The sequence below is a fragment of the Pseudomonas sp. RIT357 genome, assembly GCF_000632245.1.
GTDB lineage: Bacteria > Pseudomonadota > Gammaproteobacteria > Pseudomonadales > Pseudomonadaceae > Aquipseudomonas > Aquipseudomonas sivasensis.
In genome coordinates this window covers 111207-135976 of sequence record NZ_JFYX01000002.1, presented here as the reverse complement: position 1 = coordinate 135976, position 24770 = coordinate 111207, and the positions used below count along the sequence as shown (strand labels likewise).

The 24770-nt window shown below is 60.7% G+C and carries 23 protein-coding genes; 16 read left to right on the top strand and 7 right to left on the bottom strand.

Annotation, left to right across the window (positions count from 1 at the left end; all coding sequences use genetic code 11):
• Positions 1–24 precede the first annotated feature (24 nt).
• Together BW43_RS23610 and BW43_RS23615 are read left to right on the top strand one after the other, a co-directional pair.
• Positions 25–504 (top strand): Lrp/AsnC family transcriptional regulator, encoded by a 480-nt coding sequence (locus BW43_RS23610; protein ID WP_003176264.1) that lies wholly within the window; start codon positions 25–27, stop codon positions 502–504.
• A gap of 196 nt (positions 505–700) precedes the next feature.
• Positions 701–910, top strand: a complete 210-nt coding sequence (locus BW43_RS23615; RefSeq protein ID WP_032884769.1) for a DUF2788 domain-containing protein — start codon at positions 701–703, stop codon at positions 908–910.
• Here the strand turns inward: BW43_RS23615 and BW43_RS23620 are convergent.
• The 4 genes from BW43_RS23620 to BW43_RS23635 form a co-directional block, all read right to left on the bottom strand.
• Positions 905–1540, bottom strand: a complete 636-nt coding sequence (locus tag BW43_RS23620) for a pseudouridine synthase (RefSeq protein ID WP_032884618.1) — start codon at positions 1538–1540, stop codon at positions 905–907. The two genes, BW43_RS23615 and BW43_RS23620, sit on opposite strands and share 6 nt — an antisense overlap.
• Positions 1541–1612: 72 nt before the next feature.
• Positions 1613–3085, bottom strand: a complete 1473-nt coding sequence (amn, locus tag BW43_RS23625) for an AMP nucleosidase (RefSeq protein WP_163033266.1) — start codon at positions 3083–3085, stop codon at positions 1613–1615.
• Between the two features lie 195 nt (positions 3086–3280).
• Entirely contained in the window at positions 3281–4936 is a 1656-nt protein-coding gene (locus BW43_RS23630) for an acyl-CoA dehydrogenase family protein (protein ID WP_032884616.1), read from the bottom strand.
• A gap of 68 nt (positions 4937–5004) precedes the next feature.
• Positions 5005–7395: a hybrid sensor histidine kinase/response regulator gene (locus BW43_RS23635; RefSeq protein WP_032884615.1), complete on the bottom strand. Its 2391-nt coding sequence runs from the start codon at positions 7393–7395 to the stop codon at positions 5005–5007.
• A gap of 275 nt (positions 7396–7670) precedes the next feature.
• Here BW43_RS23635 and BW43_RS23640 point away from each other — a divergent pair, with 275 nt between their 5' ends.
• The 4 genes from BW43_RS23640 to BW43_RS23655 all read left to right on the top strand — a co-directional run bounded on the left by BW43_RS23640 (position 7671) and on the right by BW43_RS23655 (position 11205).
• Entirely contained in the window at positions 7671–8468 is a 798-nt protein-coding gene (locus tag BW43_RS23640) for a hydroxymethylpyrimidine/phosphomethylpyrimidine kinase (protein ID WP_032884614.1), read from the top strand.
• Positions 8469–8499: 31 nt separating this feature from the next.
• Positions 8500–9123, top strand: a complete 624-nt coding sequence (thiE, locus tag BW43_RS23645; protein WP_032884613.1) for a thiamine phosphate synthase — start codon at positions 8500–8502, stop codon at positions 9121–9123.
• An 18-nt stretch (positions 9124–9141) separates the two neighbouring features.
• Entirely contained in the window at positions 9142–10425 is a 1284-nt protein-coding gene (gene hemL, locus BW43_RS23650; protein WP_032884612.1) for a glutamate-1-semialdehyde 2,1-aminomutase, read from the top strand.
• A 225-nt stretch (positions 10426–10650) separates the two neighbouring features.
• Positions 10651–11205 (top strand): tetratricopeptide repeat protein, encoded by a 555-nt coding sequence (locus BW43_RS23655; protein WP_032884611.1) that lies wholly within the window; start codon positions 10651–10653, stop codon positions 11203–11205.
• Positions 11206–11213: 8 nt separating this feature from the next.
• On the opposite strand, the gene BW43_RS23660 is transcribed toward BW43_RS23655, so the two are convergent.
• Positions 11214–11540 (bottom strand): DUF1820 family protein, encoded by a 327-nt coding sequence (locus BW43_RS23660; protein ID WP_003236992.1) that lies wholly within the window; start codon positions 11538–11540, stop codon positions 11214–11216.
• Between the two features lie 131 nt (positions 11541–11671).
• Here BW43_RS23660 and miaB point away from each other — a divergent pair, with 131 nt between their 5' ends.
• The 5 genes from miaB to lnt all read left to right on the top strand — a co-directional run bounded on the left by miaB (position 11672) and on the right by lnt (position 16991).
• The gene (gene miaB / locus BW43_RS23665) at positions 11672–13000 is read left to right on the top strand and encodes a tRNA (N6-isopentenyl adenosine(37)-C2)-methylthiotransferase MiaB (RefSeq protein ID WP_032884610.1); all 1329 of its coding nucleotides are present in this window, start codon (positions 11672–11674) and stop codon (positions 12998–13000) included.
• A 132-nt stretch (positions 13001–13132) separates the two neighbouring features.
• The gene (locus BW43_RS23670; RefSeq protein WP_032884609.1) at positions 13133–14137 is read left to right on the top strand and encodes a PhoH family protein; all 1005 of its coding nucleotides are present in this window, start codon (positions 13133–13135) and stop codon (positions 14135–14137) included.
• The gene (ybeY, locus tag BW43_RS23675; RefSeq protein ID WP_032884608.1) at positions 14130–14588 is read left to right on the top strand and encodes an rRNA maturation RNase YbeY; all 459 of its coding nucleotides are present in this window, start codon (positions 14130–14132) and stop codon (positions 14586–14588) included. Before BW43_RS23670 ends, ybeY begins: the two co-directional genes overlap by 8 nt.
• Positions 14589–14619: 31 nt before the next feature.
• Entirely contained in the window at positions 14620–15459 is an 840-nt protein-coding gene (locus BW43_RS23680; protein ID WP_005791724.1) for an HlyC/CorC family transporter, read from the top strand.
• 8 nt (positions 15460–15467) lie between these two features.
• The gene (gene lnt / locus BW43_RS23685; protein WP_032884607.1) at positions 15468–16991 is read left to right on the top strand and encodes an apolipoprotein N-acyltransferase; all 1524 of its coding nucleotides are present in this window, start codon (positions 15468–15470) and stop codon (positions 16989–16991) included.
• Between the two features lie 74 nt (positions 16992–17065).
• On the opposite strand, the gene BW43_RS23690 is transcribed toward lnt, so the two are convergent.
• Both BW43_RS23690 and BW43_RS23695 read right to left on the bottom strand, forming a co-directional pair.
• Positions 17066–17827, bottom strand: a complete 762-nt coding sequence (locus BW43_RS23690; protein WP_032884606.1) for a YdcF family protein — start codon at positions 17825–17827, stop codon at positions 17066–17068.
• Between the two features lie 98 nt (positions 17828–17925).
• Entirely contained in the window at positions 17926–18243 is a 318-nt protein-coding gene (locus BW43_RS23695; RefSeq protein ID WP_032884605.1) for a hypothetical protein, read from the bottom strand.
• Positions 18244–18504: 261 nt separating this feature from the next.
• Between BW43_RS23695 and leuS the strand changes: the two genes are divergently transcribed.
• The 5 genes from leuS (at position 18505) to BW43_RS23720 (ending at position 24662) form a co-directional block, all read left to right on the top strand.
• Positions 18505–21111, top strand: a complete 2607-nt coding sequence (gene leuS / locus BW43_RS23700; RefSeq protein WP_032884604.1) for a leucine--tRNA ligase — start codon at positions 18505–18507, stop codon at positions 21109–21111.
• 88 nt (positions 21112–21199) lie between these two features.
• The gene (lptE, locus tag BW43_RS23705; protein ID WP_032884603.1) at positions 21200–21805 is read left to right on the top strand and encodes an LPS assembly lipoprotein LptE; all 606 of its coding nucleotides are present in this window, start codon (positions 21200–21202) and stop codon (positions 21803–21805) included.
• A 39-nt stretch (positions 21806–21844) separates the two neighbouring features.
• Positions 21845–22882, top strand: coding sequence for a DNA polymerase III subunit delta (holA, locus tag BW43_RS23710; RefSeq protein WP_032884602.1), 1038 nt, complete (start codon positions 21845–21847; stop codon positions 22880–22882).
• A 228-nt stretch (positions 22883–23110) separates the two neighbouring features.
• Entirely contained in the window at positions 23111–23275 is a 165-nt protein-coding gene (arfA, locus tag BW43_RS23715) for an alternative ribosome rescue factor ArfA (RefSeq protein ID WP_003176285.1), read from the top strand.
• 61 nt (positions 23276–23336) lie between these two features.
• A complete protein-coding gene (locus BW43_RS23720) occupies positions 23337–24662 on the top strand; it encodes a lytic murein transglycosylase (RefSeq protein ID WP_032884601.1) in 1326 nt (441 codons plus the stop codon).
• The last annotated feature ends 108 nt before the right edge of the window (positions 24663–24770 follow it).

The window sequence follows — 24770 nt, the reverse complement described above, 5'->3', positions numbered from 1 at the left end:
ATAGTTACGACAAAGGCCAACCCAATGAGCAAGCTTGACCGATACGACCTGAGTATTTTGGCGGAATTGCAGCGCGACGCGAGGATCTCCAACCAGGAGTTGGCCGAGCGCATCGGCTTGTCGCCGTCGCCGTGCTCGCGCCGGGTCAAGCAGTTGGAGGACGACGGCTACATCTCCCGCCAGGTCGCTCTGCTCGACCGCAAGATGCTCGGCCTGAGCCTCACCGCCTATGTACTGATCGGTATGGACCGGCATACACCGGAGCGCTTCGAGAATTTCGAAGCAGCCATCCGCACCTTGCCCCAGGTGCTGGAGTGCAGTTTGGTGACGGGGATGGATGCTGACTATCAGTTGAAAGTGGTGGTGCCGGACATGGATCACTACCAGAAGCTGCTGCTGGGCCACCTCACTCGCATTGAAGGCGTGACCAGCGTCCGGTCGAGCTTTGTGCTGAACCAGGTGCTCAACAGCACCGAATTGCCGCTGACCCACCTGCGTACTTAAGATCGGTGAAGGTCAACTGTGGGAGGGGGCTTGCTCCCGATGACGGTGTGTCAGCCACAGATTAGCTGACTGACACACCGCCATCGGGAGCAAGCCCCCTCCCACATTTGGAACGCACTTCGATCCAAGTCAATGTCGCACCTGTGACGCTGCCGTATACTTGCCGCCTGCCCCGTCGGAAGCCCCCATGAATAACATCGACCCCGCACTCTTCGAAGAATGGATGATGACCGGCCTGGTCACTGTCCTGATCATTTTCATGGGCTTTATCGTCTGGGACCTGGCGAAGAAATCCAAGGCCGGGCGCTTTGGTTCGTTCATCCTGTTTTTCGTGCTGGGCCTGGGCGTGGCCGCGTTCATCATCAAGAGCGTGGTGATCGGCCTCATCGAGTCCGGCGCTTTATAAACGCGCGGGTACTTCCTTCCATTGGCCTTGGTCCAGGCCGTCGATGGTCCAATCGCCAATACGCACCCGTACCAGACGCAAGGTCGGCAGGCCCACGGCGGCGGTCATGCGTCGCACCTGGCGGTTACGCCCCTCTCGAATCACCAGTTCAAGCCAGTAAGTCGGTAGGTTTTTGCGAAAGCGTACCGGCGGGTTGCGTGGCCATAACTCAGGCTCATCCAAACGCCGGGCCTCGGCGGGCAAGGTTTTGCCGTCGTTGAGTTCTACTCCGTCGCGCAGGCGTTGCAGCAATGCTTCGGTGGGTTCGCCTTCCACCTGCACCCAGTACGTTTTCGCCAGTTTGTGCTTGGGATCGGCAATACGCGCCTGCAACTGACCATCGTTGGTCAGCAGCAACAGGCCTTCGCTGTCACGGTCCAGGCGGCCTGCCGGGTAAATGCCGGGGATGTCGATAAAGTCCTTGAGCGTCGCGCGCCCGCCTTCGTCGCTGAACTGGGTCAGCACATCGAAGGGTTTATTGAACAGGACCAACTTCGGCTCGGCAGGCGGCGCCTTGGCAACACAGCGCGCAGCAGAATACGGAGGTTTCACGCCAGGGCGGCGCGAATCGGGGCGAGTAGGACGGGACATGGCAAAAGGAACATCTAACGGTCAGGACCGACAATGCTAGTGGCCTGACCGCTAAATGACCATCCCAACCGCTTAGCGGAACGGCGGCTCGTCGAAGCTGCGCAGCTTGCGCGAGTGCAGCGAGTTGAGTTCGGTGCGCAACAGGTCCACCGCCTCGATGCCAATCTTCAAGTGCTGGCTGACCGCACGTTCGTAGAACGCGTTGGCCGAACCCGGCAATTTGATCTCACTGTGCAGCGGCTTGTCCGACACACACAACAACGTGCCGTACGGTACGCGCAAGCGGTAGCCCTGGGCGGCGATGGTGCCGCTTTCCATGTCCACCGCCACGGCGCGGGACAAGTTGATCAATGGCCGTTCCTGGGCCCAGCGCAGTTCCCAGTTGCGATCGTCGTAGGTCAGCACGGTGCCCGTGCGCAGACGCTTTTTCAGCTCTTCGCCTTTTTCGCCGGTGACGTTGGCGGCGGCTTGCTGCAAGGCCATCTGCACTTCGGCCAGGGCCGGGATTGGAATGTTCGGCGGCACCACGCGGTCGAGAATCCCGTCGCGGCGCATATAGGCGTGGGCCAGTACGTAGTCGCCAATGGTCTGGGATTGGCGCAGGCCGCCGCAGTGGCCAATCATCAGCCAGCAATGCGGACGCAGCACGGCCAGGTGGTCAGTGATGTTCTTGGCGTTGGACGGGCCGACGCCGATGTTCACCAGCGTTACGCCGTGACCATCGCTGGCCTGCAGGTGATAGGCCGGCATCTGATAGCGATGCCAGACCACGCCCGCGGCAATGGCCGATGCTTCGCCGTGGTCCATGCTCTTATCGATCACCACGTTGCCCGGCAGCACCATGCGGATAAAGCGCGGGTCGCTGCGCAGTTGCTCCAGGCCATGCAGGATGAACTGGTCGACATAACGGTGGTAGTTGGTGAGCAGGATCCATGGCTGCACATGGCGCCAGTCGCTGCCGGTGTAATGCACCAGGCGGCGCAGGGAGAAGTCCACACGCGCTGCATCGAACAGTGCCAGGGGCAGCGGGTCGGTGTTTTCCCAGTCGTAGAGGCCGTCGGCGATGCCATCGGTGGCGGCCGACAGATCGGTGCTGGGGAACACACGGGCCAGGGTGGCCGCGGTTACGCCGGAGCCGGCCAGTTCGTCGCCCTGCTCTACCACGTACGGGTACGGAATGTTCTGCTGGCTGACGCCCACTTCCACCGTCACGGTGAAGTCGTGCATCAGCGGCACCAATTGTTCCAGCAAATACTTACGAAACGCCGCCGGATGGGTGACGGTGACGCTGTAGGTCCCTGGTAGCTGGACCTTGGCATACGCCCGGGTAGTCTGTGGGACTTCGCCGTGGCAATGGTAGGTCAGGCGCAACTCTGGATAACGAAACAACGCGCGTTGTGCGGCGTCGGGTTCGACGCGGTCCTTGAGGTATTGCTTGAGGGCTTGATTGAGCGCGCCGGTAGCCCGCTCATGCAGGGCCGCCAGCCGATCCACGGCCTCTTCGGCGGTTTGAACGACAACAAAAGCTTCGGTCACGGTAAGCATCCTGTGTTCTGACTTGCAGGCCTTTATCTTGCCTGTATCCCTGTCAGACGCAAACCTTGAATTGGAGTGCCCTCCCAAGATGGCTGCAATCCCTGTGGGAGGGGGCTTGCTCCCGATAGCGGTGGGTCAGTTTATAGATAGGCTGACGGACACTCAGCCATCGGAAGCAAGCCCCCTCCCCCATTTGGACCGTGTCTATTCAGAGACATTGGGGCTTGAGCGCGCGACGATGGCCCCGACATCGACGCCACGCGGCAAGGTGCCGTAGACGCGGCCAGACGACTGGCCCAAACGGCTGGCGATAAACCCATCGCTGACCGCACCATGACCGGCCTCCAGCAATAACTTGGCCTGCAGTGCCACGGCGATGTCCTCAGTCAACTGCCGCGCGCGATACTGAATGTCCTGGGTGTCCATGAACGCCGACTTCAGTAGTTCGATGTGCCGCGCCAGCTGCTTATCGCCATGCCCGTCACCGAGTTCGACAAACAGCGCTTCCAGCACGCCGGGCTCTTTGGACAGAGCGCGCAGCACGTCCAGGCACTGCACATTGCCGGAACCTTCCCACGTCGAATTTACCGGTGCCTCACGGTACAAGCGCGGCAGGATGCTGTCCTCGACATACCCCGCGCCGCCCATGCACTCGGCGGCTTCATTGATCATCGCCGGGGCGCGCTTGCAGATCCAATATTTGCCCACCGCTGTCACCAGCCGGGCGAATTTGGCCTCCCGCTCATCACCCAGATTATCCAGGGCGCAGCCCATGCGCATGCTCAAGGCCAGCGAGGCTTCGCTTTCCAGTGCCAGGTCGGCCAGCACGTTTTGCATCAGCGGTTGCTCACTGAGTACACGGCCACCTACCAAGCGATGGGCGCAATGATGACTGGCCTGGGTCAACGCCTGGCGCATCAAGGCGCTGGAGCCGACCATGCAGTCAAAGCGGGTCATGGCGACCATCTCGATGATGGTCGGCACGCCACGGCCTTCTTCGCCGATCATCCAGGCCAGGGCACCGCGAAACTCCACTTCGCTGGAGGCGTTGGAGCAGTTACCGAGCTTGTTTTTAAGGCGCTGGATATAGAACTCGTTGCGCGTGTCATCCGGGCGGTGCCGAGGCAGTAGGAAACAGGTCAGGCCCTTGTCAGTCTGAGCCAGCGTCAGGAACGCATCGCACATCGGCGCCGAGCAGAACCACTTATGCCCCACCAGCTCATAAGCTTGCCCTGGACCGCCGGCCCCTACCGGATACGCGCGAGTGGTATTGGCCCGCACATCGGTGCCGCCCTGTTTTTCGGTCATGGCCATGCCGATGGTGGCGCCGGTCTTATGGGCGATACCGACATTGCGCGGGTCATATTCGGTGCTGAGGATTTTCGGCAACCACGTCTTCGCCAGGTCCGATTGCAGGCGCAGGGCAGGGACGCAGGCGAAGGTCATGGTCAGCGGGCAGCCAGTGCCGGCTTCGGCCTGGCTGTGGAGATAAGTCATCGCGGCCCGCGCCACATGAGCGCCGGACTGCGGGTGTGCCCACGGCAACGACGGCAGGCCGTGTTCGACGGCGATACGCATCAGTTCGTGGTAAGCAGGATGAAATTCCACCAGGTCGATGCGATGACCATAACGGTCATGGCTGTTGAACACGGGCTTGTTCTGGTTCGCCAGGAAACCGGCCGCCATCAACGGCCCACCGGCCAGCGCGCCATAGGCATCGAGGCGCGCTTGCGCCCAGCCGGCACCAAAGCGGCGCGACCACTCTTGCAACGGCAGATCGATGCGGAAAAGGTTGGTGCCATCCAGGGATGGGGGCTGGTTAGTGACGTCGTGGGTTTCGGCGAACGGGTGCAGGTTCATGACGGGGCCTCATGGAAAAAGCCCCGTTGAGTTGAGGCCTGAATTTCAGTTAAGCACCGTCACCCGCCTTAAAAAAGTGACATACCCGCCGAATGCCCGGCGCTTTCACCCTCTTGCGGACACAGCACCCGGCGCTCCAACACGGCCCGCAAGGCCTCAAAGCGCACAGGCTTGGCGAGGCGGTCGGACACACCGATGCCATGACAGTGCTCGCGCTCAGACACATTCAGCGACGTGCTCAAGGCAATCACCGGCAACTCTGCACAGCCCGGCAGTGCACGGATCTGACAGCACAATGAGAAGCCGCCCTCAGGTATATCCAACACCACCGCGTCGAAATTGCCCCTCTGCAAGGCCGCTAATGCGCTCGGGCCGCTGTCCACGTTTTTCACTCGGTAACCGAGTTTGAGCAACATGCCGCGCACCACCAGTTGGCCGATGCTGTTGTCATCCACCAGCAGCACCGCGCAATCCTGAGGCGCGCGCTGCCGATCCGCCGCCGGTTTTGCTTCAGGCGCCACCGGGCTGACTTCCACTTCCAGTTGAAAACGACTGCCCTTGCTTGGCTCGGAATGGTGCGTGAGGCGCCCGCCCAACAGCTCGATCAATTGCCGGCAGATAGCCAGGCCGATACCCATGCCGCCGTATTCACGAGTCATGGAGCCATCCAGCTGGAAAAACCGCTGGTACAGGGTGGCCTCGTCGAGGAAGGCGAAGCCAATACCGGTGTCGGTCACAATAAAGCTCAGGCGCAAGCCACCGTCGCTGTGGGGCACGCCCACCACCCGCAGGCGCACGGCGCCTTCGTGGGTGAATTTGAATGCGTTGTCCAGCAGGCAATCCAGGCACTGGACAAGTTTGTCCGCGTCGCCCACCACGCGGTCCGGCAGTTCATCGGCCACATCGATGGAAAACGCCAAGCCTTTGGCTTGGGCGCTGGCGCTGAATTGCTGGCGCAAGGTGTCGAGCACGCCGCGCAGGCTGAACACCTGAAGCTGTGCACTGAGGCGCCCGGCCTGCAGTTCGGTGAGGGTCAGAATGCCGTTGACCATGCGCATCATGTCCCGCGCCGAGCCGGCGGCGGTTTGCTGGTATTGCGCGAGGTCGTCGTCCAGTGGCACGGTTTGCATCAACTCAAGGGAGCCGATCACGCCGTTCATAGGGGTGCGCAGTTCGTGGGTCAGGGTGGCGAGGAACTCATCCTTGAGCCGGTTGCTGCGGGCGAGTTGCTGGTTGAGCACTTCGAGCTTCTGGCTGGCGTCGAGCAGAATCTGCGCCTGTTGCTCACGCATGGCATTGATGCGATCAGCCAACGCCAGGGACAACAGCGCCACTTCAATCGCCGAGCCGATCTGGCTGGCGTACATCGTAAGGAACACATTGGGCAGGTAGCCCAGCACCATCAGCGTATTCACCACTCCGCCCAGCAGGAAGGCCGACCAAGCAATGATGAAATAGCGCGCCACCCGCTGCCCGCAGTACCAGGCCTTGATGGCGGCGACAAAGATAGTCACGGTAAACACCAACGCCAAGCCGGTAGCCAGGCGCAGCGCCAGGGCGTAGCTGGTCATCAACGATAACAACATCACCACGGCACCGCAGGCCACCAACGCCAGCAGTAAGCGGTTGATCCAGCGACTGTGCTGCGCCGTATGCAGGAAGCTGCGCGCGAACAAGCTGCCAAACAACGCAGCCGCACCTATCAGGAACGGCGTCGCGGCATTCGCCCACCAGGGGTTGTTCGGCCAGAAATACTCCACTGCCGCGCCGTTGACCGACAACTGGTACATGCCGAACGAGGCGATATAGAAGATGTAATAGAGGTAGCTGGTGTCGCGCACGCTGAGGTAGATAAACAGGTTGTACACCAGCATCCCCAACAACACGCCGTAGATCAGGCCCAATACATACAAGCGCAGCGGCTGCTGTTCCAGGTAGGCGGTGCTGGACCAAAGGGTCAGCGGGGCCTGGATCGAGCCTTCGCTTTGCAGGCGCAGGTACACGGTTTTCGCCTCACCGGGGGTGAAATCGATCTTGAACAGGTAGTTGTTCTGGCGAATCTCACGGGCGGAAAACGGCAACGCATCCCCGGTGCGCCCGGCCAGGCGATAGTTGCCGGTGCTATCGGGCAGGTACAGGTCAAGGTGGTCCAGTGGCGGGTAGGCCAACTCCAGCAACCAAGTGCGTTGGGCCTCGGGGCTGTGGGGCAGGTAATGCAGGTTGACCTTGAGCCAGAACACCGAGCGTGAATAGCCGGCATTGAGGGTGTCTTTATCGTGGGGTTTGAATTGTCGGGCGGCGGAAGGCGCGCTGACATCGGCAATCGTGAGGGCATCGGTCGGGTCTTCGAGCACTTGCATGGCTCGGCCCAGTGCCAGGCTGCGGGTGTCCTGGTTGAACTCGATGGCGTTGGCGAGCATCGGCAGCCCGCACAACAATAAGATCAGCAAATAGCGCATAGAGCCCCAGCGTGGCCTGTCCGGTTATGTCAAAAGCCCCCATTCCTTTTGAGAAGACGTACACCGGCGATACAGTTAAGTTGTTTGGATCCACTTTAGCATAGCCGCTAAAGGCCATTGGACACCATTGAAATAATTTTCCTGAAGGCTCTAGGACAAGGCTTTCAGCACACTTTTGCGAGAAGAAAAGTGCCAAAAAAGCGTCGCCTCCTGGACAAAATTCAACCATCGGGCGACGGCCACGCCAAAAGCGTTTGGTGGTAAGCTCGCGCACCATGAATATCTACAGCTCTCGCCCTGTTGTCCTCTGTCTCTCCGGCCATGATCCCAGTGGTGGCGCCGGCTTGCAGGCAGATATCGAAGCCCTGCTCGCCCAAGGCTGCCATGCGGCTCCGGCCGTTACTGCCCTGACCGTGCAGAACACCGTCAATGTCAGCGATTTTCGCGTACTCGACCGCGAGTGGGTACTGGCCCAGGCCAATGCCGTGCTCGGCGATTCCGAAGTAGCGGCGGTCAAGTTGGGCATGCTCGGTTCCACCGCAATGGTCGACACCGTGGTCGAACTGCTGCAGGCGCATCCGCACCTGCCGGTGGTGTGCGACCCGGTGCTGCGTGCCGGCGGCGGCGGGAGCCTGGGCAAGGACGAAGTGGGCTACGCCATGCGCGAGCGGCTGCTGCCGTTGTCGCTGATTGCCACACCGAACCTGCCCGAAGCGCGCATTCTCGCCGAACTGCCCGAAGGCACCGCGGACGAATGCGCCGAAAAACTGCTGCCATTTATAAAGCATCTGTTGATCACCGGCGGACATGGCGACGAGCATGAAGTGCACAACCGCCTCTACAGCCGCGACGGCACGCACCAGACCTTTACCTGCCAGCGCCTGCCCGGCAGCTATCACGGTTCGGGCTGCACCCTGGCCAGCGCACTGGCCGGGCGGATCGCTCAGGGCGAAGGTCTGGTGAGCGCGGTGCAATCGGCGCTCAACTACACCTGGCGCACCCTGCGTGACGCTGAACAGCTCGGCCAGGGCCAGTTTGTACCGCGCCGGCTGCCGCTGGATTTCTGCTCGTAACTTTCTGCTCGAACATCAAGAGGCCTGCCCGATGAAACTACGTGGCCTTTACGCCATCACCGACAGCCAACTGTTGGCCGGCAAATTCCTCGCCTATGTGGAAGCGGCGTTGGACGGTGGCGTGACCCTGTTGCAGTACCGCGACAAAAGCAGCGACGAAGCCCGGCGCCTGCGTGAAGCCGAAAAGCTGCGTGAACTGTGCTCGCGCTACAAGACCCAACTGATCATCAACGATGACGCCGAGTTGGCCGCGCGCCTGGGCGTCGGCGTGCACCTGGGCCAGACCGACGGCCCACTGACACCGGCCCGTGCGCTGCTGGGCTCCAAAGCCATCATCGGCGCCACCTGCCACAGCCAGATTGAACTGGCCGAACAGGCCGCGCGCGAAGGCGCCAGTTACGTCGCCTTCGGTCGCTTCTTCAATTCCAATACCAAGCCTGGTGCGCCTGCCGCCACCCTTGAAATGCTGGCTGAGGCCCGCAAGCGCCTGCACCTGCCGATCTGCGTGATCGGGGGCGTCACCCTGGAAAACGCCGAGCCCTTGGTGGCCCACGGTGCCGACTTACTGGCCGTGGTCCACGGCCTGTTCGGTGCCGACAGCACCCAGGAAGTCACGCGCCGCGCCCGCGCTTTCAACGCCTTAATCAAATCCTGAATTCAGAGAGCCCCCACCATGTCTCGTTCCGAAACCCTGTTTGCCAATGCCCAGAAACACATCCCCGGCGGTGTGAACTCCCCCGTGCGTGCGTTCAAGAGCGTGGGCGGCACGCCGTTGTTCTTCAAGCATGCCGAAGGTGCCTACGTCACCGACGAAGATGATAAACGCTATGTAGATTACGTCGGTTCCTGGGGCCCGATGATCCTGGGCCACAGCCACCCGGACGTGCTGGATGCAGTGCGTAAACAGCTGGAGCACGGCTTGTCCTACGGCGCCCCTACCGCCATGGAAACCGAGATGGCTGACCTGGTGTGCTCAATCGTGCCGTCAATGGAAATGGTGCGCATGGTCAGCTCCGGCACCGAAGCCACTATGAGCGCGATTCGTCTGGCCCGTGGTTTCACCGGCCGCGACAGCATCATCAAGTTCGAAGGCTGCTACCACGGCCACTCCGACAGCCTGCTGGTAAAAGCCGGCTCCGGCCTTTTGACCCAAGGCGTGCCCAGCTCGGCCGGTGTGCCAGCGGCATTTGCAAAGCACACTCTGACGCTGCCGTTCAACGACATAGCCGCCGTCGAGCAGATGCTCAACGAAGTCGGCCAAGACGTGGCGTGCATCATTGTTGAGCCGGTGGCCGGCAACATGAACTGCGTACCACCTGCACCGGGTTTCCTCGAAGGCCTGCGCGAGCAGTGCGACAAGCATGGCGTGGTATTGATTTTCGATGAAGTGATGACCGGCTTCCGTGTCGCCCTTGGTGGTGCCCAGGCGCACTATGGCGTCACGCCTGACCTGAGCACCTTCGGCAAGATCATCGGCGGTGGCATGCCGGTAGGCTGCTTCGGCGGCAAACGCGAAATCATGCAGCACATCGCGCCACTGGGTCCGGTCTACCAGGCAGGCACGCTGTCGGGTAACCCGCTGGCTATGGCTGCCGGCCTGACCACGCTGCGTTTGATCAGCCGCCCGGGCTTTCACGCTGAGCTGACCGACTACACCACTCGCCTGCTGGACGGCCTGCAACAGCGCGCCGATGCGGCCGGCATCCCGTTTGTCACCACGCAGGCGGGGGGTATGTTCGGCCTGTACTTCAGCGGTGCGGACGATATCGTCACCTTTGATGACGTGATGGGCAGCGACGCCGACCTGTTCAAACGCTTCTTCCACTTGATGCTGGAAGGCGGCGTGTACCTGGCGCCGAGTGCCTTTGAAGCGGGCTTCACATCGATTGCCCATGGCGAAACCGAGTTGCAACTGACCCTGGACGCCGCTGAACGCGCATTCGCTGCCCTGAAATAAACGGTCGCAACATCTGGCGTCGCTGTGGGTGGCGCCAGATTTGCTACTTTGCTTACAGAGATTTCCTTATTTTTTCGAGAATTCACCTGCAATCCGGCAGATAACTTGCCCAAGCAGCAGAAAAACGAGTAAAGACTTTGTAAGCAGAGGCCTGCTTATTTCATAATGCGCGCTTATTGGATCCCGTGAGGGTCCGCGCGCCCCGTCAGAGGTAAGTCGATTCCCATGAAACGCACCGGCCGCACCCTGGTACTGGGCTGCCTGTTGCTCCTTCAGCCGCTGCTGGCAAATGCCCAAGCAGGCGGCAACTCGTTGTTAATCCCAGCGATGGGTCGTTGCACCCTCAATACCCAGCCAGACAGCCAGGCCGAATCCCTGAGCGCGTGCCAGAAACAGGCCGACGAAGGTGATGCGCAGGCGCAATATGAGTTGGGCGAGTACTACCACGACAGCAAAAATCCCGCCCTCGACCTCAACAAAGCCTTGAGCTACTTCGAGAAAGCCTCGTTGCAGGGCCACGCGCAGGCACAATTCCAGCTAGGCACCATGTTCTTCAAAGGCGAAGGCGTGCCGGCCAATAACGTTCAGGCGTATATCGTGCTGAAAATGGCCGCCGTCAACGGCGCCGAAGACGCGCTGGACACGGCCGACGAAGTCGCCGAGCACATGCAGCGCGATGAACTGGAAGTGGCTACCCAGGTGTTGGGCCAGATTTTCCGCAACTACTTGCAGGAACTGCAGAGTGCTGATGGGCGTTCGCCCTTCTCACCCCTGCCCTGACAGCCGCCTTACTTCTCAGGCATTGGCATCGGAAACGGCATGACATTGCTCACGCCCCGTGCCTCGCTGATCTTCGGCGTGCCCAGCCGCTCGACTTCATCGATACGCACAATTGAATGCATCGGCACAAAACTGCGCACCACGCCTTCGAACTGCGCCTTGAGCTTTTCTTCGCCCGGGTCGACGACCAATTGGGTGCGCTCGCCAAAGACGAACTCTTCCACTTCCAGGAAGCCCCACAGATCACTTTGATAGATCTGCTTGGCGTACATTTCGAACACCTGGCCCTGGTTGAGGAAAATCACCTTGTAGATTGGAGCTTCGCGTTTGGTCATGGTGGGCGGATAACACATCGGGGATATAAAAGAGGGCGCGAACTATAGCATGGCACCCGATGCACAACGCTAGGAACCAATGGGCATGCCCCCTATAATGCGCGGTTCTTTACCACCAGTTGACGATTCCCATGGCCAAGAAGCTTTATATCGAAACCCACGGTTGCCAGATGAACGAGTACGACAGCTCGCGCATGGTCGATCTGCTGGGCGAACACCAGGCCCTGGAAGTCACCGCCCGCGCCGAAGATGCCGACGTGATCCTGCTCAATACCTGCTCGATCCGCGAGCGTGCCCAGGACCGTGTGTACTCGCAGTTGGGCCGCTGGCGTGAATTGAAACTGGCCAATCCAGAGATGGTGATCGCCGTCGGCGGTTGCGTGGCCAGCCAGGAAGGCGCCGCGATCCGCGACCGCGCACCCTATGTCGACGTGGTCTTCGGCCCGCAAACCCTGCACCGCTTGCCGGAAATGATCGACGCGGCCCGTATCACCAAGCTGCCTCAGGTAGACGTCTCGTTCCCGGAAATCGAAAAATTCGACCATTTGCCTGAACCGCGTATCGACGGGCCAAGCGCCTATGTATCGGTGATGGAAGGCTGCAGCAAGTACTGCACCTTCTGCGTGGTGCCCTACACCCGTGGCGAAGAGGTCAGCCGGCCCTTTGACGACGTGCTGGCAGAGATCATCCACCTGGCCGAAAATGGCGTGCGCGAAGTGACCCTGTTGGGCCAAAACGTCAACGGCTATCGCGGCTTGACCGAGGACGGTCGCCTGGCGGACTTGGCAGAGTTGATCCGCGTAGTGGCAGCAGTGGACGGTATCGAGCGCATCCGTTACACCACTTCGCACCCGCTGGAGTTCTCCGACAGCCTGATCCAGGCCCACGCCGACGTGCCTGAGCTGGTTAAACACCTGCACTTGCCGGTGCAGTCGGGTTCGGATCGCATCTTGTCGGCAATGAAGCGCAACCACACCGCCCTGGAATACAAATCCAAATTGCGCAAATTGCGTGCAGCAGTGCCGGGCATCTGCATCAGCTCAGACTTTATCGTCGGCTTCCCAGGCGAGACCGAAAAAGACTTCCAGCAGACCATGAAGCTGATTGAAGACGTCGGTTTCGACTTCTCCTATTCGTTCGTCTACAGCCAACGCCCCGGCACACCCGCCGCCGATCTGGTGGACGAAACCCCGGAAGCGCTGAAAAAAGAGCGCTTGAACGCGCTACAACACCGACTTAACCAGCAGGGCTTCGAGATCAGCCGACAAATGGTCGGTTCAGTCCAGCGCATCCTGGTCACCGACTACTCGAAGAAAGATCCCGGCGAATTGCAGGGCCGCACCGAGAACAATCGGATCGTCAACTTCCGTTGCGACAATCCAACCCTGATCGGCCAATTTGCCGATGTGCACATCGATGCGGCGCAACCACACTCGCTGCGCGGCTCTCTGGTGCAATAAATTTGGGAGGGGGCTTGCCCCCTCCCACATAGGAGCCGTGCAACATTCCAATGACGTAAGTGCTTTCGTACCCGCGTCACTGGCGTTATCCTCTCTTTCACCTAAACAGCCAAAGGGCGGCTAAAAGCGACCTTGAACGCACCCACAGTAGAACCCCATCGTTTTATCCTTGAGCCCTTTGAGGCTCGCCGTTTCGCCAATCTGTGCGGACAGTTCGACGAGCACCTGCGCCTGATCGAACAACGCCTGGGCATCGAGATCCGCAATCGCGGCAATCAGTTCGAGCTTATTGGTGAAGCCCAGCCCACTAAATCTGCAGAAAATCTGCTGCGCCGTCTCTACCGCGAAACCAAGGGTAGCGAGCTGTCGCCAGAAACCGTGCACCTGTATTTGCAGGAGTCGGCTGTGGAAGACTTGGCCAACAACCCCGTCGCTGAAGCCAGCGTGGCATTGCGTACCAAAAAAGGCATGATTCGCCCAAAGGGCTTGAATCAGCAGAAGTACGTTAAGGCAATCCTCGGCAACGATATCAATTTCGGCATCGGCCCCGCCGGTACCGGCAAGACCTACCTCGCCGTGGCCTGTGCAGTGGATGCCCTTGAGCGCGAGCAAGTGCGCCGCATCCTGCTGGTGCGCCCGGCGGTCGAAGCGGGCGAAAAGCTCGGCTTCCTGCCCGGCGACCTCGCACAGAAGATCGACCCGTACCTGCGCCCACTCTACGACGCGCTGTACGAGATGCTTGGCTTTGAATACGTGGCCAAGCTGATCGAACGCCAGGTGATTGAAATTGCCCCGCTGGCCTACATGCGCGGCCGCACCTTGAGCAACAGTTTCATCATCCTCGACGAAAGCCAGAACACTACGGTCGAGCAGATGAAGATGTTCCTGACCCGCATCGGGTTCGGCTCGACGGCCATCATCACCGGCGACATTACCCAGGTTGACCTGCCCAAGGGCACCAAGTCGGGCTTGAGCCATGTGATTGAAGTGCTCAAGGACGTGCCGGGTATCAGTTTCACGCATTTCTCACCCAAGGACGTAGTGCGCCACCCGCTGGTGCAACGCATCGTCGAAGCCTACGAGCGCTTCGAACACCGCGACGACGGACTGTCAAAGGACGTTCGCCGCGATGCTTGAGCTTGACCTGCAACTGGCCACCGAGGCGCCCGCCCCCAGCGAAGAACAATTCCGCCAATGGTGCGCACTGGCCCTGCGCCAGCGCACTGCCGACTCGGAATTGACCATCCGTCTGGTGGACGAGCCCGAAGGCCGCGAGTTGAACCACACCTGGCGCCAGAAAGACTACGCGACCAACGTGCTGTCGTTCCCCGCCGACGTACCCGATGAGCTGCTGGATATCCCGTTGCTGGGCGATCTGGTGATCTGCGTCGAAGTGGTGGAGCGCGAGGCGAAGGAACAAGGTAAGACGCTGGAAGCCCATTGGGCTCATCTAGTCATCCACGGCTGCTTGCATCTCTTGGGTTACGACCATATAGACGATGACGAAGCCGAGGAAATGGAAACACTGGAACAAACGTTGCTTGCCGAACTGGGTCACCCTGATCCGTATGCAGACGACGAAACATAACTGACACAACAAAGGATTTAGAGTAATCGCTATGAGCGAAGACCGATCGAGCAACGGGCAAAAGTCATGGCTGGGTAAACTGACCCAGGCTTTTGCCCACGAGCCGAAAAACCGCCAGGAGCTGCTGGAGCTGCTGCGCGAGGCCCACCAGAACAAGTTGCTGGACAGCGAAGCGCTGGCCATCGTCGAAGGCGCCATCCAGGTCGCTGACCTGCAAGTACGGGACATCATGGTCCCGCGCTCGCAGATGATCAGCATCAAGGCGACCCAGACCCCGCGGGAATTCCTCCCGGCCGTGATCGACTCCGCGCACTCGCGCTACCCGGTGATCGGTGAAAGCCATGACGACGTCATGGGCGTCCTGCTGGCCAAGGACCTGCTGCCGCTGATCCTCAAGGAGAACGGCGACAGCTTCAACATCAAGGACCTGCTGCGTCCCGCCACCTTCGTACCCGAATCCAAGCGCCTGAATGTGCTGCTGCGCGAATTCCGCGCCAACCACAATCACATGGCCATTGTGATCGACGAATACGGCGGCGTGGCCGGCCTCGTGACCATCGAAGACGTGCTGGAACAGATCGTCGGCGACATCGAAGATGAGCACGACGTCGAAGAAGACAGCTACATCAAGCCGCTGCCGAGCGGTGACTTCCTGGTCAAGGCGCTGACGCCGATCGAGAATTTCAACGAGTTTTTCGACAGCGAATTCTCCGACGACGAGTTCGACACCGTTGGCGGCCTGGTAATGAGTGCGTTCGGGCATCTGCCCAAGCGTAACGAAACCACCGAGATCGGCGCGTATCGCTTCCGCATCCTGAATGCCGATAGCCGTCGTATCCACTTGATCCGCTTGACCCCTATTGCCCGTTAAGGACTGAAATGCGCCGCATGATCGCACCCGGCTGGCCCGGTAACTTGCTGGCCGTGGTGGCCGGCGCCATCACTACCCTGGCGCTGGCGCCGTTCGATCTGTGGCCGTTTGCACTGATCGCGGTCGGAGTGTTCTATGTCGGCCTGCGAGAGCTGACACCGCGTCAGGCCCTGGGCCGTGGTTGGTGTTTCGGTTTCGGCCTGTTTGGTGCTGGCACCAGCTGGATTTACTACAGCATCCACCACTTCGGCGGCGCTTCGGTGCTGCTGGCGGGGTTCCTGATGCTGTTGTTCACCGCCGCCATTGCCTGGTTCTTCGCCCTGCCAGCCTGGCTGTGGGCGCGCTGGTTGCGTCGCAATGAAGCACCGCTGGCAGATGCGCTGACGTTTGCCGCATTGTGGGTCGGCCAGGAAGCCTTTCGCGGCTGGTTCCTCACCGGATTCCCGTGGCTGTACTCCGGTTATAGCCAGCTCGACGGCCCCCTCACCGGCCTGGCGCCAGTGGGTGGCATGTGGCTGATTTCCTTTGCCCTGGCACTGACGGCGGCCCTGCTGTGCAACCTGCCGCGCCTGCTGGCCAGTAAACGCAATGGGTTTATCGGCGCAGGTCTGGTGTTGCTGGTCGCACCCTGGGCCATCGGCCTGGCGCTCAAGCATCACGCTTGGACGTCCCCGTCCGGCGCTCCGCTGACCGTAGCGGCCATCCAGGGTAACGTCGAACAAAGCATGAAGTGGGACCCCGAGCAGCTCAATGCGCAGCTCGCGCTGTACCGCGACATGAGTTTCAGCTCCAAGCCTGTCGACCTGCTGGTGTGGCCGGAAACGGCGGTGCCGGTGCTCAAGGAGTCCGTCGAGGGCTACCTGGGGATGATGGGCAAGTTTGCCGCCGACCGACACACCGCGCTGATCACCGGCGTGCCAATACGCCAGGAAGTGCACCACCAGAAGCGCTACTTCAATGGCATCACCGTGGTAGGCGAAGGCGACGGCACTTACCTGAAGCAGAAGCTCGTGCCGTTTGGCGAATACGTGCCGCTGCAGGACATGCTGCGCGGACTGATTGCCTTCTTCGACCTGCCGATGTCGGACTTCGCCCGCGGCCCCGCCGACCAGGCGATGTTGCAGGCGAAGGGCTATCAGATCGCGCCCTTCATTTGCTACGAAGTGGTCTACCCGGAATTCGCCGCCGGACTGTCGGCCCAGAGCGACCTGCTGCTGACCATCAGCAATGACACCTGGTTCGGCCGCTCCATCGGCCCGCTGCAGCACCTGCAAATGGCGCAGATGCGTGCGTTGGAGGCTGGGCGCTGGATGATCCGTGCGACCAATAATGGCGTGACTGGGTTGATCAACCCGTTTGGCCAGATCACTGCGCAGATCCCGCAATTCGAGCGCGGAATCCTCTATGGCGAAGTGGTGCCGATGCATAACCTGACGCCATACCTGCAATGGCGCTCGTGGCCGCTGATCATCGTGTGCCTGGGGTTGTTTGGTTGGGCGCTGCTGGCAGGCCGGATGTCAAAAACCGTCTAACAGCCAACGCGAATCAAAATGTGGGAGAGGACTTGCCCCCTCCTACATCTTGATCTGCATTTTAACCAGCAGGGTTATCGATAGAACAACCGATACCCCACCTGCCCTACCGCCTCGTTGATCAACTGCCCGCTCTGCCACACCGACTTGAACTCGGGCATCCATCCACCCAGCGGCCGGGCATTGTCCACGCCCAGAAACCCCACCGGCGCCGGCACCACGGTGAAGCCGGCCTTTTCAAAACTCCACACCGAACGCGGCATGTGCCAGGCCTGTGTCACGACCACCACACGCTTGATGCCCTCGGGCAATAGAATCTCGGCACTCATCTGTGCGTTTTCCCAGGTGGTACGGCTGCGCTCTTCCTTCCAGCGCACCGTAACGCCGAAATCATCCTGCATCGATACCGCCATCAGCTCAGCTTCGCTGGGCGGCGTGCCGTAGTGCAATCCCCCGGTGGTAAGCACCGGCAGGCCGGACGCCTTGGCCAGTCGGGCGGCATACCGCTGGCGCTCCAGGCCAATACCGGTAGGCTGATCAAAACCCCATGCCGGGTCGCCGCGCTCGCGCCCCGAACCCAGCACCACAATGGCGTCGGCGCGCTGGGCCAGGGTCGACCAGTCTTCACGCGCCAACGGAGGCTCGGTCTCCAGGGCCCGCGCGCCCCACTCCACGGCCACCGGCAAGCTGATCAACCACATGCCGCCAAACCCCAGGGCAAAGCAGCAGCCGGCCAAACGTGGGCGAGTGCGTCTAAACCACCAGGCAAGGGCCAGCAGCAGCAAGAGAATGCCGGGCGGCAGGAGCAGTTGTTTAATGAAATAACGAATAGGCATCGGGCATCTCCAAAGATGCCCGAAGCCTAAGGTGTAACGGGGTTTAGCGACAATCTCTACAGTGAAATAGCGCAATGGTGTTGTTCAGCGGGGGTCAACTACTTGTAGCGGGCGGACCGGAATGTTTCCGGGCCACGACCGGCCGGCAAGTCCTTGAGCCACACCACCTTGGCAGAGTGCGTAGGCTCTTGGACTGGCGGGGTTGCCACCCAAGGGGGCGCACTGCGTTTGTTGCGTTCCAGGTAAGCCTTGATCAGTTCCAACTCCGCGCGACTCAATCCACGCAGTTCCAACTCGACAGGCCGTTCATCACGCAATCGGCCCGCTGTCCTCGCTGCATCCAATGCACGACCCAATCGGTCGATCAGTCCCTCGTAGACGTCCGGTTTAGTTGCGATTCGCTGCGATTCAACCATCCCCTCACCTCATTGAAGAAAGACTTGCTCCCCACTGAACAGCGTAGCCCTCGTTGCTGCGCCTGCCCGGCGCCGCGACAGACGGCCTCGGCTACGCAATCAGGGTTTCCCTCGATAGAGTGGGGTCATGTATGCTACGGCGCTTCCTGTAACTCCACTTCCCGCAGGGTTTGGGCACGGACGCGCCGCTTTTTGGTGTCGAACAACCTGAACGTTGCACCGAAGAGGATTAGGCCACCCCTATCCAGTTCAAAAGTAGCCATGCACGAACAATATCAGCCCCGTGAAATAGAAAATGCCGCCCAAACCTTCTGGGACGAGCAAAAGTCCTTTGAAGTCAGTGAACAGCCAGGCAAGGAGACTTTCTATTGCCTATCGATGTTCCCTTACCCCAGCGGCAAGCTACACATGGGGCACGTGCGTAACTACACCATCGGCGACGTGATTTCCCGCTACCAGCGCATGCAAGGCAAGAACGTCCTGCAACCCATGGGTTGGGACGCCTTCGGCATGCCGGCGGAAAACGCTGCGATGAAAAACAACGTGGCTCCCGCCAAGTGGACCTACGAAAACATCGCCTACATGAAGACCCAGCTGCGCAGCCTGGGCCTGGCGGTGGACTGGTCCCGCGAAGTGACCACCTGCAAGCCGGATTACTACCGCTGGGAACAATGGCTGTTCACTCGCCTGTTCGAAAAAGGCGTGATCTACAAAAAAAGCGGCACCGTGAACTGGGACCCGATCGACCAGACCGTGCTGGCCAACGAGCAGGTGATCGACGGGCGCGGCTGGCGTTCCGGCGCGCTGATCGAAAAGCGCGAAATCCCGATGTACTACTTCAAGATCACCGCCTACGCGGATGAACTCTTGTCGAGCCTCGACGATTTGCCGGGCTGGCCTGAACAGGTCAAGACCATGCAGCGCAACTGGATCGGCAAGTCCAAGGGCATGGAAGTGCAGTTCCCATACAACGTCGACTCCATCGGCGAAGCAGGCGCACTCAAAGTCTTCACCACCCGTCCCGACACCCTGATGGGCGCGACCTACGTCGCCGTGGCCGCCGAGCACCCGCTGGCCACCCAGGCCGCACAGAACAACCCGGAGCTGCAGGCGTTCATCGCCGAATGCAAAGGCGGCAGCGTGGCTGAAGCCGACGTCGCCACCCAAGAGAAAAAAGGCCTGCCGACCGGCCTGTTCGTCGAGCACCCACTGACCGGCGAGAAGTTGCCGGTTTGGGTCGCCAATTACGTGTTGATGCACTACGGCGATGGCGCAGTAATGGCTGTACCGGCCCACGACGAGCGTGATTTCGAATTCGCCACCAAATACAACCTGCCGATCAAGTCGGTGGTACGTACCAGTTCGGGCGACACCAACCCGGCCCCATGGCAAGACGCCTACGGCGAGCACGGCACCCTGATCAACTCCGGAGAGTTCGACGGTCTGGACTTCGCCGGCGCCTTCGACGCCATCGAAGTCGCACTGATCAAGAAGAACCTCGGCGCCTCGCGCACCCAGTTCCGCCTGCGCGACTGGGGCATCAGCCGCCAGCGCTACTGGGGCTGCCCGATCCCGATTATCCACTGCGATACCTGCGGTGACGTGCCGGTGCCGGAAGACCAGTTGCCAGTCGTGCTGCCGGAAGACGTGGTGCCGGACGGCGCCGGTTCGCCATTGGCACGCATGCCTGAGTTCTACGAGTGCAGTTGCCCTAAATGCGGCCAGCCTGCCAAGCGTGAAACCGACACCATGGACACCTTCGTAGAGTCCTCGTGGTACTACGCCCGCTACGCCTCGCCTCACTACGAGGGTGGCCTGGTGGAAAAATCCGCGGCTGACCATTGGTTGCCGGTGGATCAGTACATTGGTGGCATCGAACACGCCATTCTTCACCTGCTGTACGCGCGTTTCTTCCATAAGCTGATGCGCGACGAAGGCCTGGTGAGTTCCAACGAGCCGTTCAAGAACCTGCTGACCCAAGGCATGGTGATCGCCGAGACCTACTATCGCCGCGAAGCCAATGGCGCCTACACCTGGTTCAACCCGGCGGACGTCGAACTTGAGCGCGACAGCAAAGCCAAGGTCATCAGCGCCAAGCTGATCGCCGACGGCCTGCCGGTGGAGATCGGCGGTACCGAGAAAATGGCCAAGTCGAAGAACAATGGCGTCGACCCACAGTCGATGATCGACCAGTTCGGTGCCGACACCTGCCGTCTGTTCATGATGTTCGCCTCGCCACCTGACATGAGCGCCGAATGGTCCGACTCCGGCGTCGAAGGCTCGCACCGCTTCCTCAAGCGCGTCTGGCGCCTGGCTCACGCCCATGTCAGCCAGGGCCTGCCGGCCAAGCTGGACGTGGCGTCCCTGAGCGACGAGCAGAAACTTATTCGCCGCAGCACCCACCTGGCAATCAAGCAAGCCAGCCAGGATGTAGGCCAAAACCACAAGTTCAACACCGCCATCGCCCAGGTGATGACATTGATGAACGTGCTGGAAAAAGCCCCGCAAGCGACCGAACAGGACCGCGCACTGGTACAGGAAGGCCTGGAAACGGTCACCCTGCTGCTGGCACCGATTACGCCGCACATCAGCCACGACCTGTGGAGCCGTCTGGGCCATAGCGACGCAGTCATCGATGCGCGCTGGCCGGTGCAGGATGACAGCGCCCTGGTACAGGACACGCTGCAACTGGTGATCCAGGTCAACGGTAAGCTGCGTGGCCAGATCGACATGCCGGCCAGTGCCAGCCGTGAAGAAGTCGAAGCGGCCGCACGCGTCAACGAGAACGTGCTGCGCTTTACCGAAGGCCTGACGATCCGCAAAGTGATCGTGGTGCCTGGCAAACTGGTCAATATCGTCGCTAGCTAATCGCATCGGGCGCAGGGCTTGAGCCCTGCGCCGAACAAAGCCTTCAAGGCCTCGATAAGGCCCACATGGTTTCAAGGGGAGCAACAAAATGATCAAACGCAATCTGCTGGTTATGGGCCTTGCCGTGCTACTGAGCGCTTGCGGCTTCCAGCTGCGCGGCACCGGCACCAATGACCTGACGATCAAGGAGCTGGATGTCAGCGCGCGCGACGCCTACAGCGAAACCGTGACCCAGTTGCGCCAGGTCCTGGAAAACAACGGGGTACACGTCTACACCGGCGCAACCTACAAGCTGTTCCTGGCGAACGAAAAAGAAACCCAGCGCAACCTGAGTTACGCCAGCGCAGGGCGCGCCTCGGATATCGAACTGAGCACTGTGCTCAGCTTTGAAATCCAGGGCCGCGACCACCTGCCATTGATGGGTGACAACATCCAGGTGCAGAAAATCGTCAGCCACGATGGCAACAACCTGGTGGGCTCGGATGCCGAAATCATCCAGGTCCGCAAGGAAATGCGTCGTGATCTGGTGCAACGCGTAGTCTTGCGCCTGTCGATGCTAACCCCGGAGAAGCTGGAAACCTTGCAGCAAGCCGCTGACAACAAGGCCAAGGCTGACGCCGATGCGCTGAAAGCTGCGAAAGAGTACGAAGACAACACGCCGAAACAATCGCCTGTTGAAGTACCTGTCGAGTAAGCCAGACGGGGCGCCCCAGGCGCCCCGCTCTACCTGCCTATGAAACTCGCCCCCGCCCAACTCGCCAAACACCTGCAAGGTGGCCTCGCGCCTGTCTACATCGTCAGCGGTGATGACCCGCTGCTGTGCCAGGAAGCCGCCGACGCCATCCGTACCGCCGCACGCCAGCAGGGCTTCGATGAACGCCAGGTATTCAGCGCCGACGCCAGTTTCGACTGGGGCACGCTGCTGCAAGCCGGCGCGAGCATGTCGCTATTCGCCGAAAAACGCCTGCTTGAGCTGCGTCTGCCATCGGGCAAGCCTGGTGATAAAGGCGCGGCAGCACTGATGGAATACTGCTCACGTCCCGCTGAAGATACGGTCTTGCTGATCAGCCTGCCCAAACTCGACGGCAGCGCGCAGAAGACCAAGTGGGGCAAGGCCTTGGTAGAAGGGTCGCAGACCCAGTTCATCCAGATATGGCCGGTGGACAGCAATCAGCTGCCGCAGTGGATTCGCCAGCGCCTCTCACAATCGGGGCTGGCCGCAACGCAAGACGCGGTTGAGCTGATCGCCGCCCGGGTCGAGGGCAACTTGCTTGCCGCTGCTCAGGAGATCGAAAAGCTCAAGCTGATGGCCGAAGACGGGCAGATTACCGTCGAAACGGTACAAGGCGCCGTGGCGGACAGTGCACGTTTTGACGTATTCGGGCTGGTGGATGCAATCCTCAACGGCGAACCCGCCCACGCCCTGCGCATGCTCGAAGGCCTGCGTGGCGAAGGGGTCGAGCCACCAGTGATTCTCTGGGCCCTGGCCCGAGAGCTTCGGGTATTGGCCAATATTGCCCTGCAGTACAGCCAAGGCACGCCGCTGGACAAGTGCTTCAGCCAGGCTCGGCCACCGGTGTGGGACAAGCGCAAACCCCTGATGAGCAAAGCCCTTCAACGGCACTCGGCGCAACGCTGGGCACAACTGTTGCTGGAGGCGCAGCGCATTGATGCGCAGATCAAGGGCCAGGCGGCGGGTTCACCGTGGATGAGCCTCAGCCGTTTGTCGTTGTTGATGGCCGGTCAGCGCCTGACACTTCCAGCCGAGTAATCCTAGTTTCCAAACACCACAGAACCAATGTGGGAGGGGGCTTGCTCCCGATGGCGGCGCTGAAGTCGACACATGTATTGACTGAAACACCACCATCGAGGGCAAGCCCCCTCCCACATGTCCTATCGCGTACGCAATGAAATCTCCTACCCGCCGCCGGGCTTTACAGCTGTCCAACTTCGGCAGATGATTTGCACCGCTGCATCACATCTGAGGAGAGCATCGACCATGAGCAAAAAGCCATCCAAGCATGGCCCCAACAAGGCCAAATCCATCATCGCCCAGCCACTGTTCCGCAGCCGTCAGGAACGCGCCGGCAAGGGCAAGGGCAGCTACCGCCGCGAAGCCTTCCAGTCTAATAGCTGGGAGGCTTCTTACTTTCTGGCTGCCTGAAGGCAAGCGCCCCTCTGGCATGATAAGGTCAGCGTCTGATTTGTAATCCCTGGACCTGTGCATGCCCTCTCGTCTTTCCCGTCATTGGCACCTTCGCCAACTGATCGCTGCCTCCAGCCTCATTCTGCTTGTCGCCTGTGCGGAAAAACCTACCGCCGCCGACGCCCAACCGTTGCCAAAGCTCCAAACCGCACCCGTTGTAGCGCCCGCCGTCGTGGCCCCGCTGGCCGTGGACAATCTCGATATCCAACCGACCCAAACCTTCGCCGAATGGCAGGCGGGGTTCCGCGCGCAAGCCCTGCAGGCCGGCATTACCGCCGCCGTGTTCGACAATGCCTTCGCCAATGTCACCCCCGACATGGCGGTGATCCGCGCCGACCGCAGCCAGCCGGAGTTTTCCCGCCCGGTGTGGGAATACCTCGACGGTGCCCTATCGCCGTTGCGTGTGCGTAATGGCCAGGCACTGCTAATCAAATATGCCGACATCCTGCAAAGCATCGAGCAACGTTATGGCGTCGACCGCCAAGCGTTGGTGTCGGTGTGGGGCATGGAGAGTAACTTCGGCCAGTTCCAGGGCAACAATTCGGTAATCCGCTCCCTGGCAACCCTGGCCTATGAAGGCCGACGCCCAGCCTTTGCACAGGCGCAATTGCTGGCGGCACTGCAGATCATCCAACACGGCGATATCCAGGCCGACCAGATGAAAGGCTCCTGGGCAGGCGCTATGGGCCAGACCCAATTTATCCCGACCACCTACAACACCCACGCAGTGGACTTCGACGGCGACGGTCGCCGCGATATCTGGAATAGCCCGGCCGACGCCCTCGCCTCCACTGCGCACTACCTGCAAAGCTCCGGCTGGCAGAAAGGCCAGCCGTGGGGGTTCGAGGTGAAACAACTGCCAGCGAACTTCGATTACGCCCTGGCCGATGGCGGCACCCGCAAAACCGTCGCTGAGTGGCTGAAACTGGGCGTGCAGCTGCCGCCGGGCGCCAGCATGCCAAGCAATGTCGACCAACTCTCCGCCGCCCTGCTGCTGCCTGCGGGCTATCGCGGCCCGGCGTTTTTGGTGCTGGATAACTTCCGCGCCATCCTCAAGTACAACAACTCATCGTCCTACGCGCTGGCGGTTGGCCTGTTGTCGGAGCGGTTTGGTGGCGGTGGCGTGATTCGTGGCGAGTGGCCGAAAGATGAGCTGCCGCTGAGCCGATCCCAGCGCATGGATTTGCAGACGGCGTTGAGTGCCAATGGCTATGACGCGGGCAACCCGGATGGGATTATCGGCGCCAACACCCGTAAGGCGATTCGTGCGGCGCAGCAGGCGCTGGGCTGGCCGGCGGATGGGTATCCGACGGTGAAATTGCTGGAGTCGCTGCAGAACCGTTAGATCTGCTTATGGCGACTATCGCTATCGGGGGCAAGCCCCCTCCCACATTTTGATTTGTGAATACATTCAAGTGTGGGAGGGGGCTTGCCCCCGATGGCGGTTTGGCAG

Coding starts and splice junctions, on each gene's coding strand:
- BW43_RS23720 (WP_032884601.1), top strand. CDS start 23,337: ATGCCCTCTCGTCTTTCCCGTCATTGGCACCTTCGCCAACTGATCGCT.
- BW43_RS23660 (WP_003236992.1), bottom strand. CDS start 11,540: ATGACCAAACGCGAAGCTCCAATCTACAAGGTGATTTTCCTCAACCAG.
- lptE (WP_032884603.1), top strand. CDS start 21,200: ATGATCAAACGCAATCTGCTGGTTATGGGCCTTGCCGTGCTACTGAGC.
- BW43_RS23695 (WP_032884605.1), bottom strand. CDS start 18,243: ATGGTTGAATCGCAGCGAATCGCAACTAAACCGGACGTCTACGAGGGA.
- leuS (WP_032884604.1), top strand. CDS start 18,505: ATGCACGAACAATATCAGCCCCGTGAAATAGAAAATGCCGCCCAAACC.
- amn (WP_163033266.1), bottom strand. CDS start 3,085: ATGCTTACCGTGACCGAAGCTTTTGTTGTCGTTCAAACCGCCGAAGAG.
- hemL (WP_032884612.1), top strand. CDS start 9,142: ATGTCTCGTTCCGAAACCCTGTTTGCCAATGCCCAGAAACACATCCCC.
- holA (WP_032884602.1), top strand. CDS start 21,845: ATGAAACTCGCCCCCGCCCAACTCGCCAAACACCTGCAAGGTGGCCTC.
- BW43_RS23610 (WP_003176264.1), top strand. CDS start 25: ATGAGCAAGCTTGACCGATACGACCTGAGTATTTTGGCGGAATTGCAG.
- BW43_RS23655 (WP_032884611.1), top strand. CDS start 10,651: ATGAAACGCACCGGCCGCACCCTGGTACTGGGCTGCCTGTTGCTCCTT.
- BW43_RS23690 (WP_032884606.1), bottom strand. CDS start 17,827: ATGCCTATTCGTTATTTCATTAAACAACTGCTCCTGCCGCCCGGCATT.
- thiE (WP_032884613.1), top strand. CDS start 8,500: ATGAAACTACGTGGCCTTTACGCCATCACCGACAGCCAACTGTTGGCC.
- BW43_RS23635 (WP_032884615.1), bottom strand. CDS start 7,395: ATGCGCTATTTGCTGATCTTATTGTTGTGCGGGCTGCCGATGCTCGCC.
- ybeY (WP_032884608.1), top strand. CDS start 14,130: ATGCTTGAGCTTGACCTGCAACTGGCCACCGAGGCGCCCGCCCCCAGC.
- miaB (WP_032884610.1), top strand. CDS start 11,672: ATGGCCAAGAAGCTTTATATCGAAACCCACGGTTGCCAGATGAACGAG.
- lnt (WP_032884607.1), top strand. CDS start 15,468: ATGCGCCGCATGATCGCACCCGGCTGGCCCGGTAACTTGCTGGCCGTG.
- BW43_RS23620 (WP_032884618.1), bottom strand. CDS start 1,540: ATGTCCCGTCCTACTCGCCCCGATTCGCGCCGCCCTGGCGTGAAACCT.
- arfA (WP_003176285.1), top strand. CDS start 23,111: ATGAGCAAAAAGCCATCCAAGCATGGCCCCAACAAGGCCAAATCCATC.
- BW43_RS23680 (WP_005791724.1), top strand. CDS start 14,620: ATGAGCGAAGACCGATCGAGCAACGGGCAAAAGTCATGGCTGGGTAAA.
- BW43_RS23630 (WP_032884616.1), bottom strand. CDS start 4,936: ATGAACCTGCACCCGTTCGCCGAAACCCACGACGTCACTAACCAGCCC.
- BW43_RS23640 (WP_032884614.1), top strand. CDS start 7,671: ATGAATATCTACAGCTCTCGCCCTGTTGTCCTCTGTCTCTCCGGCCAT.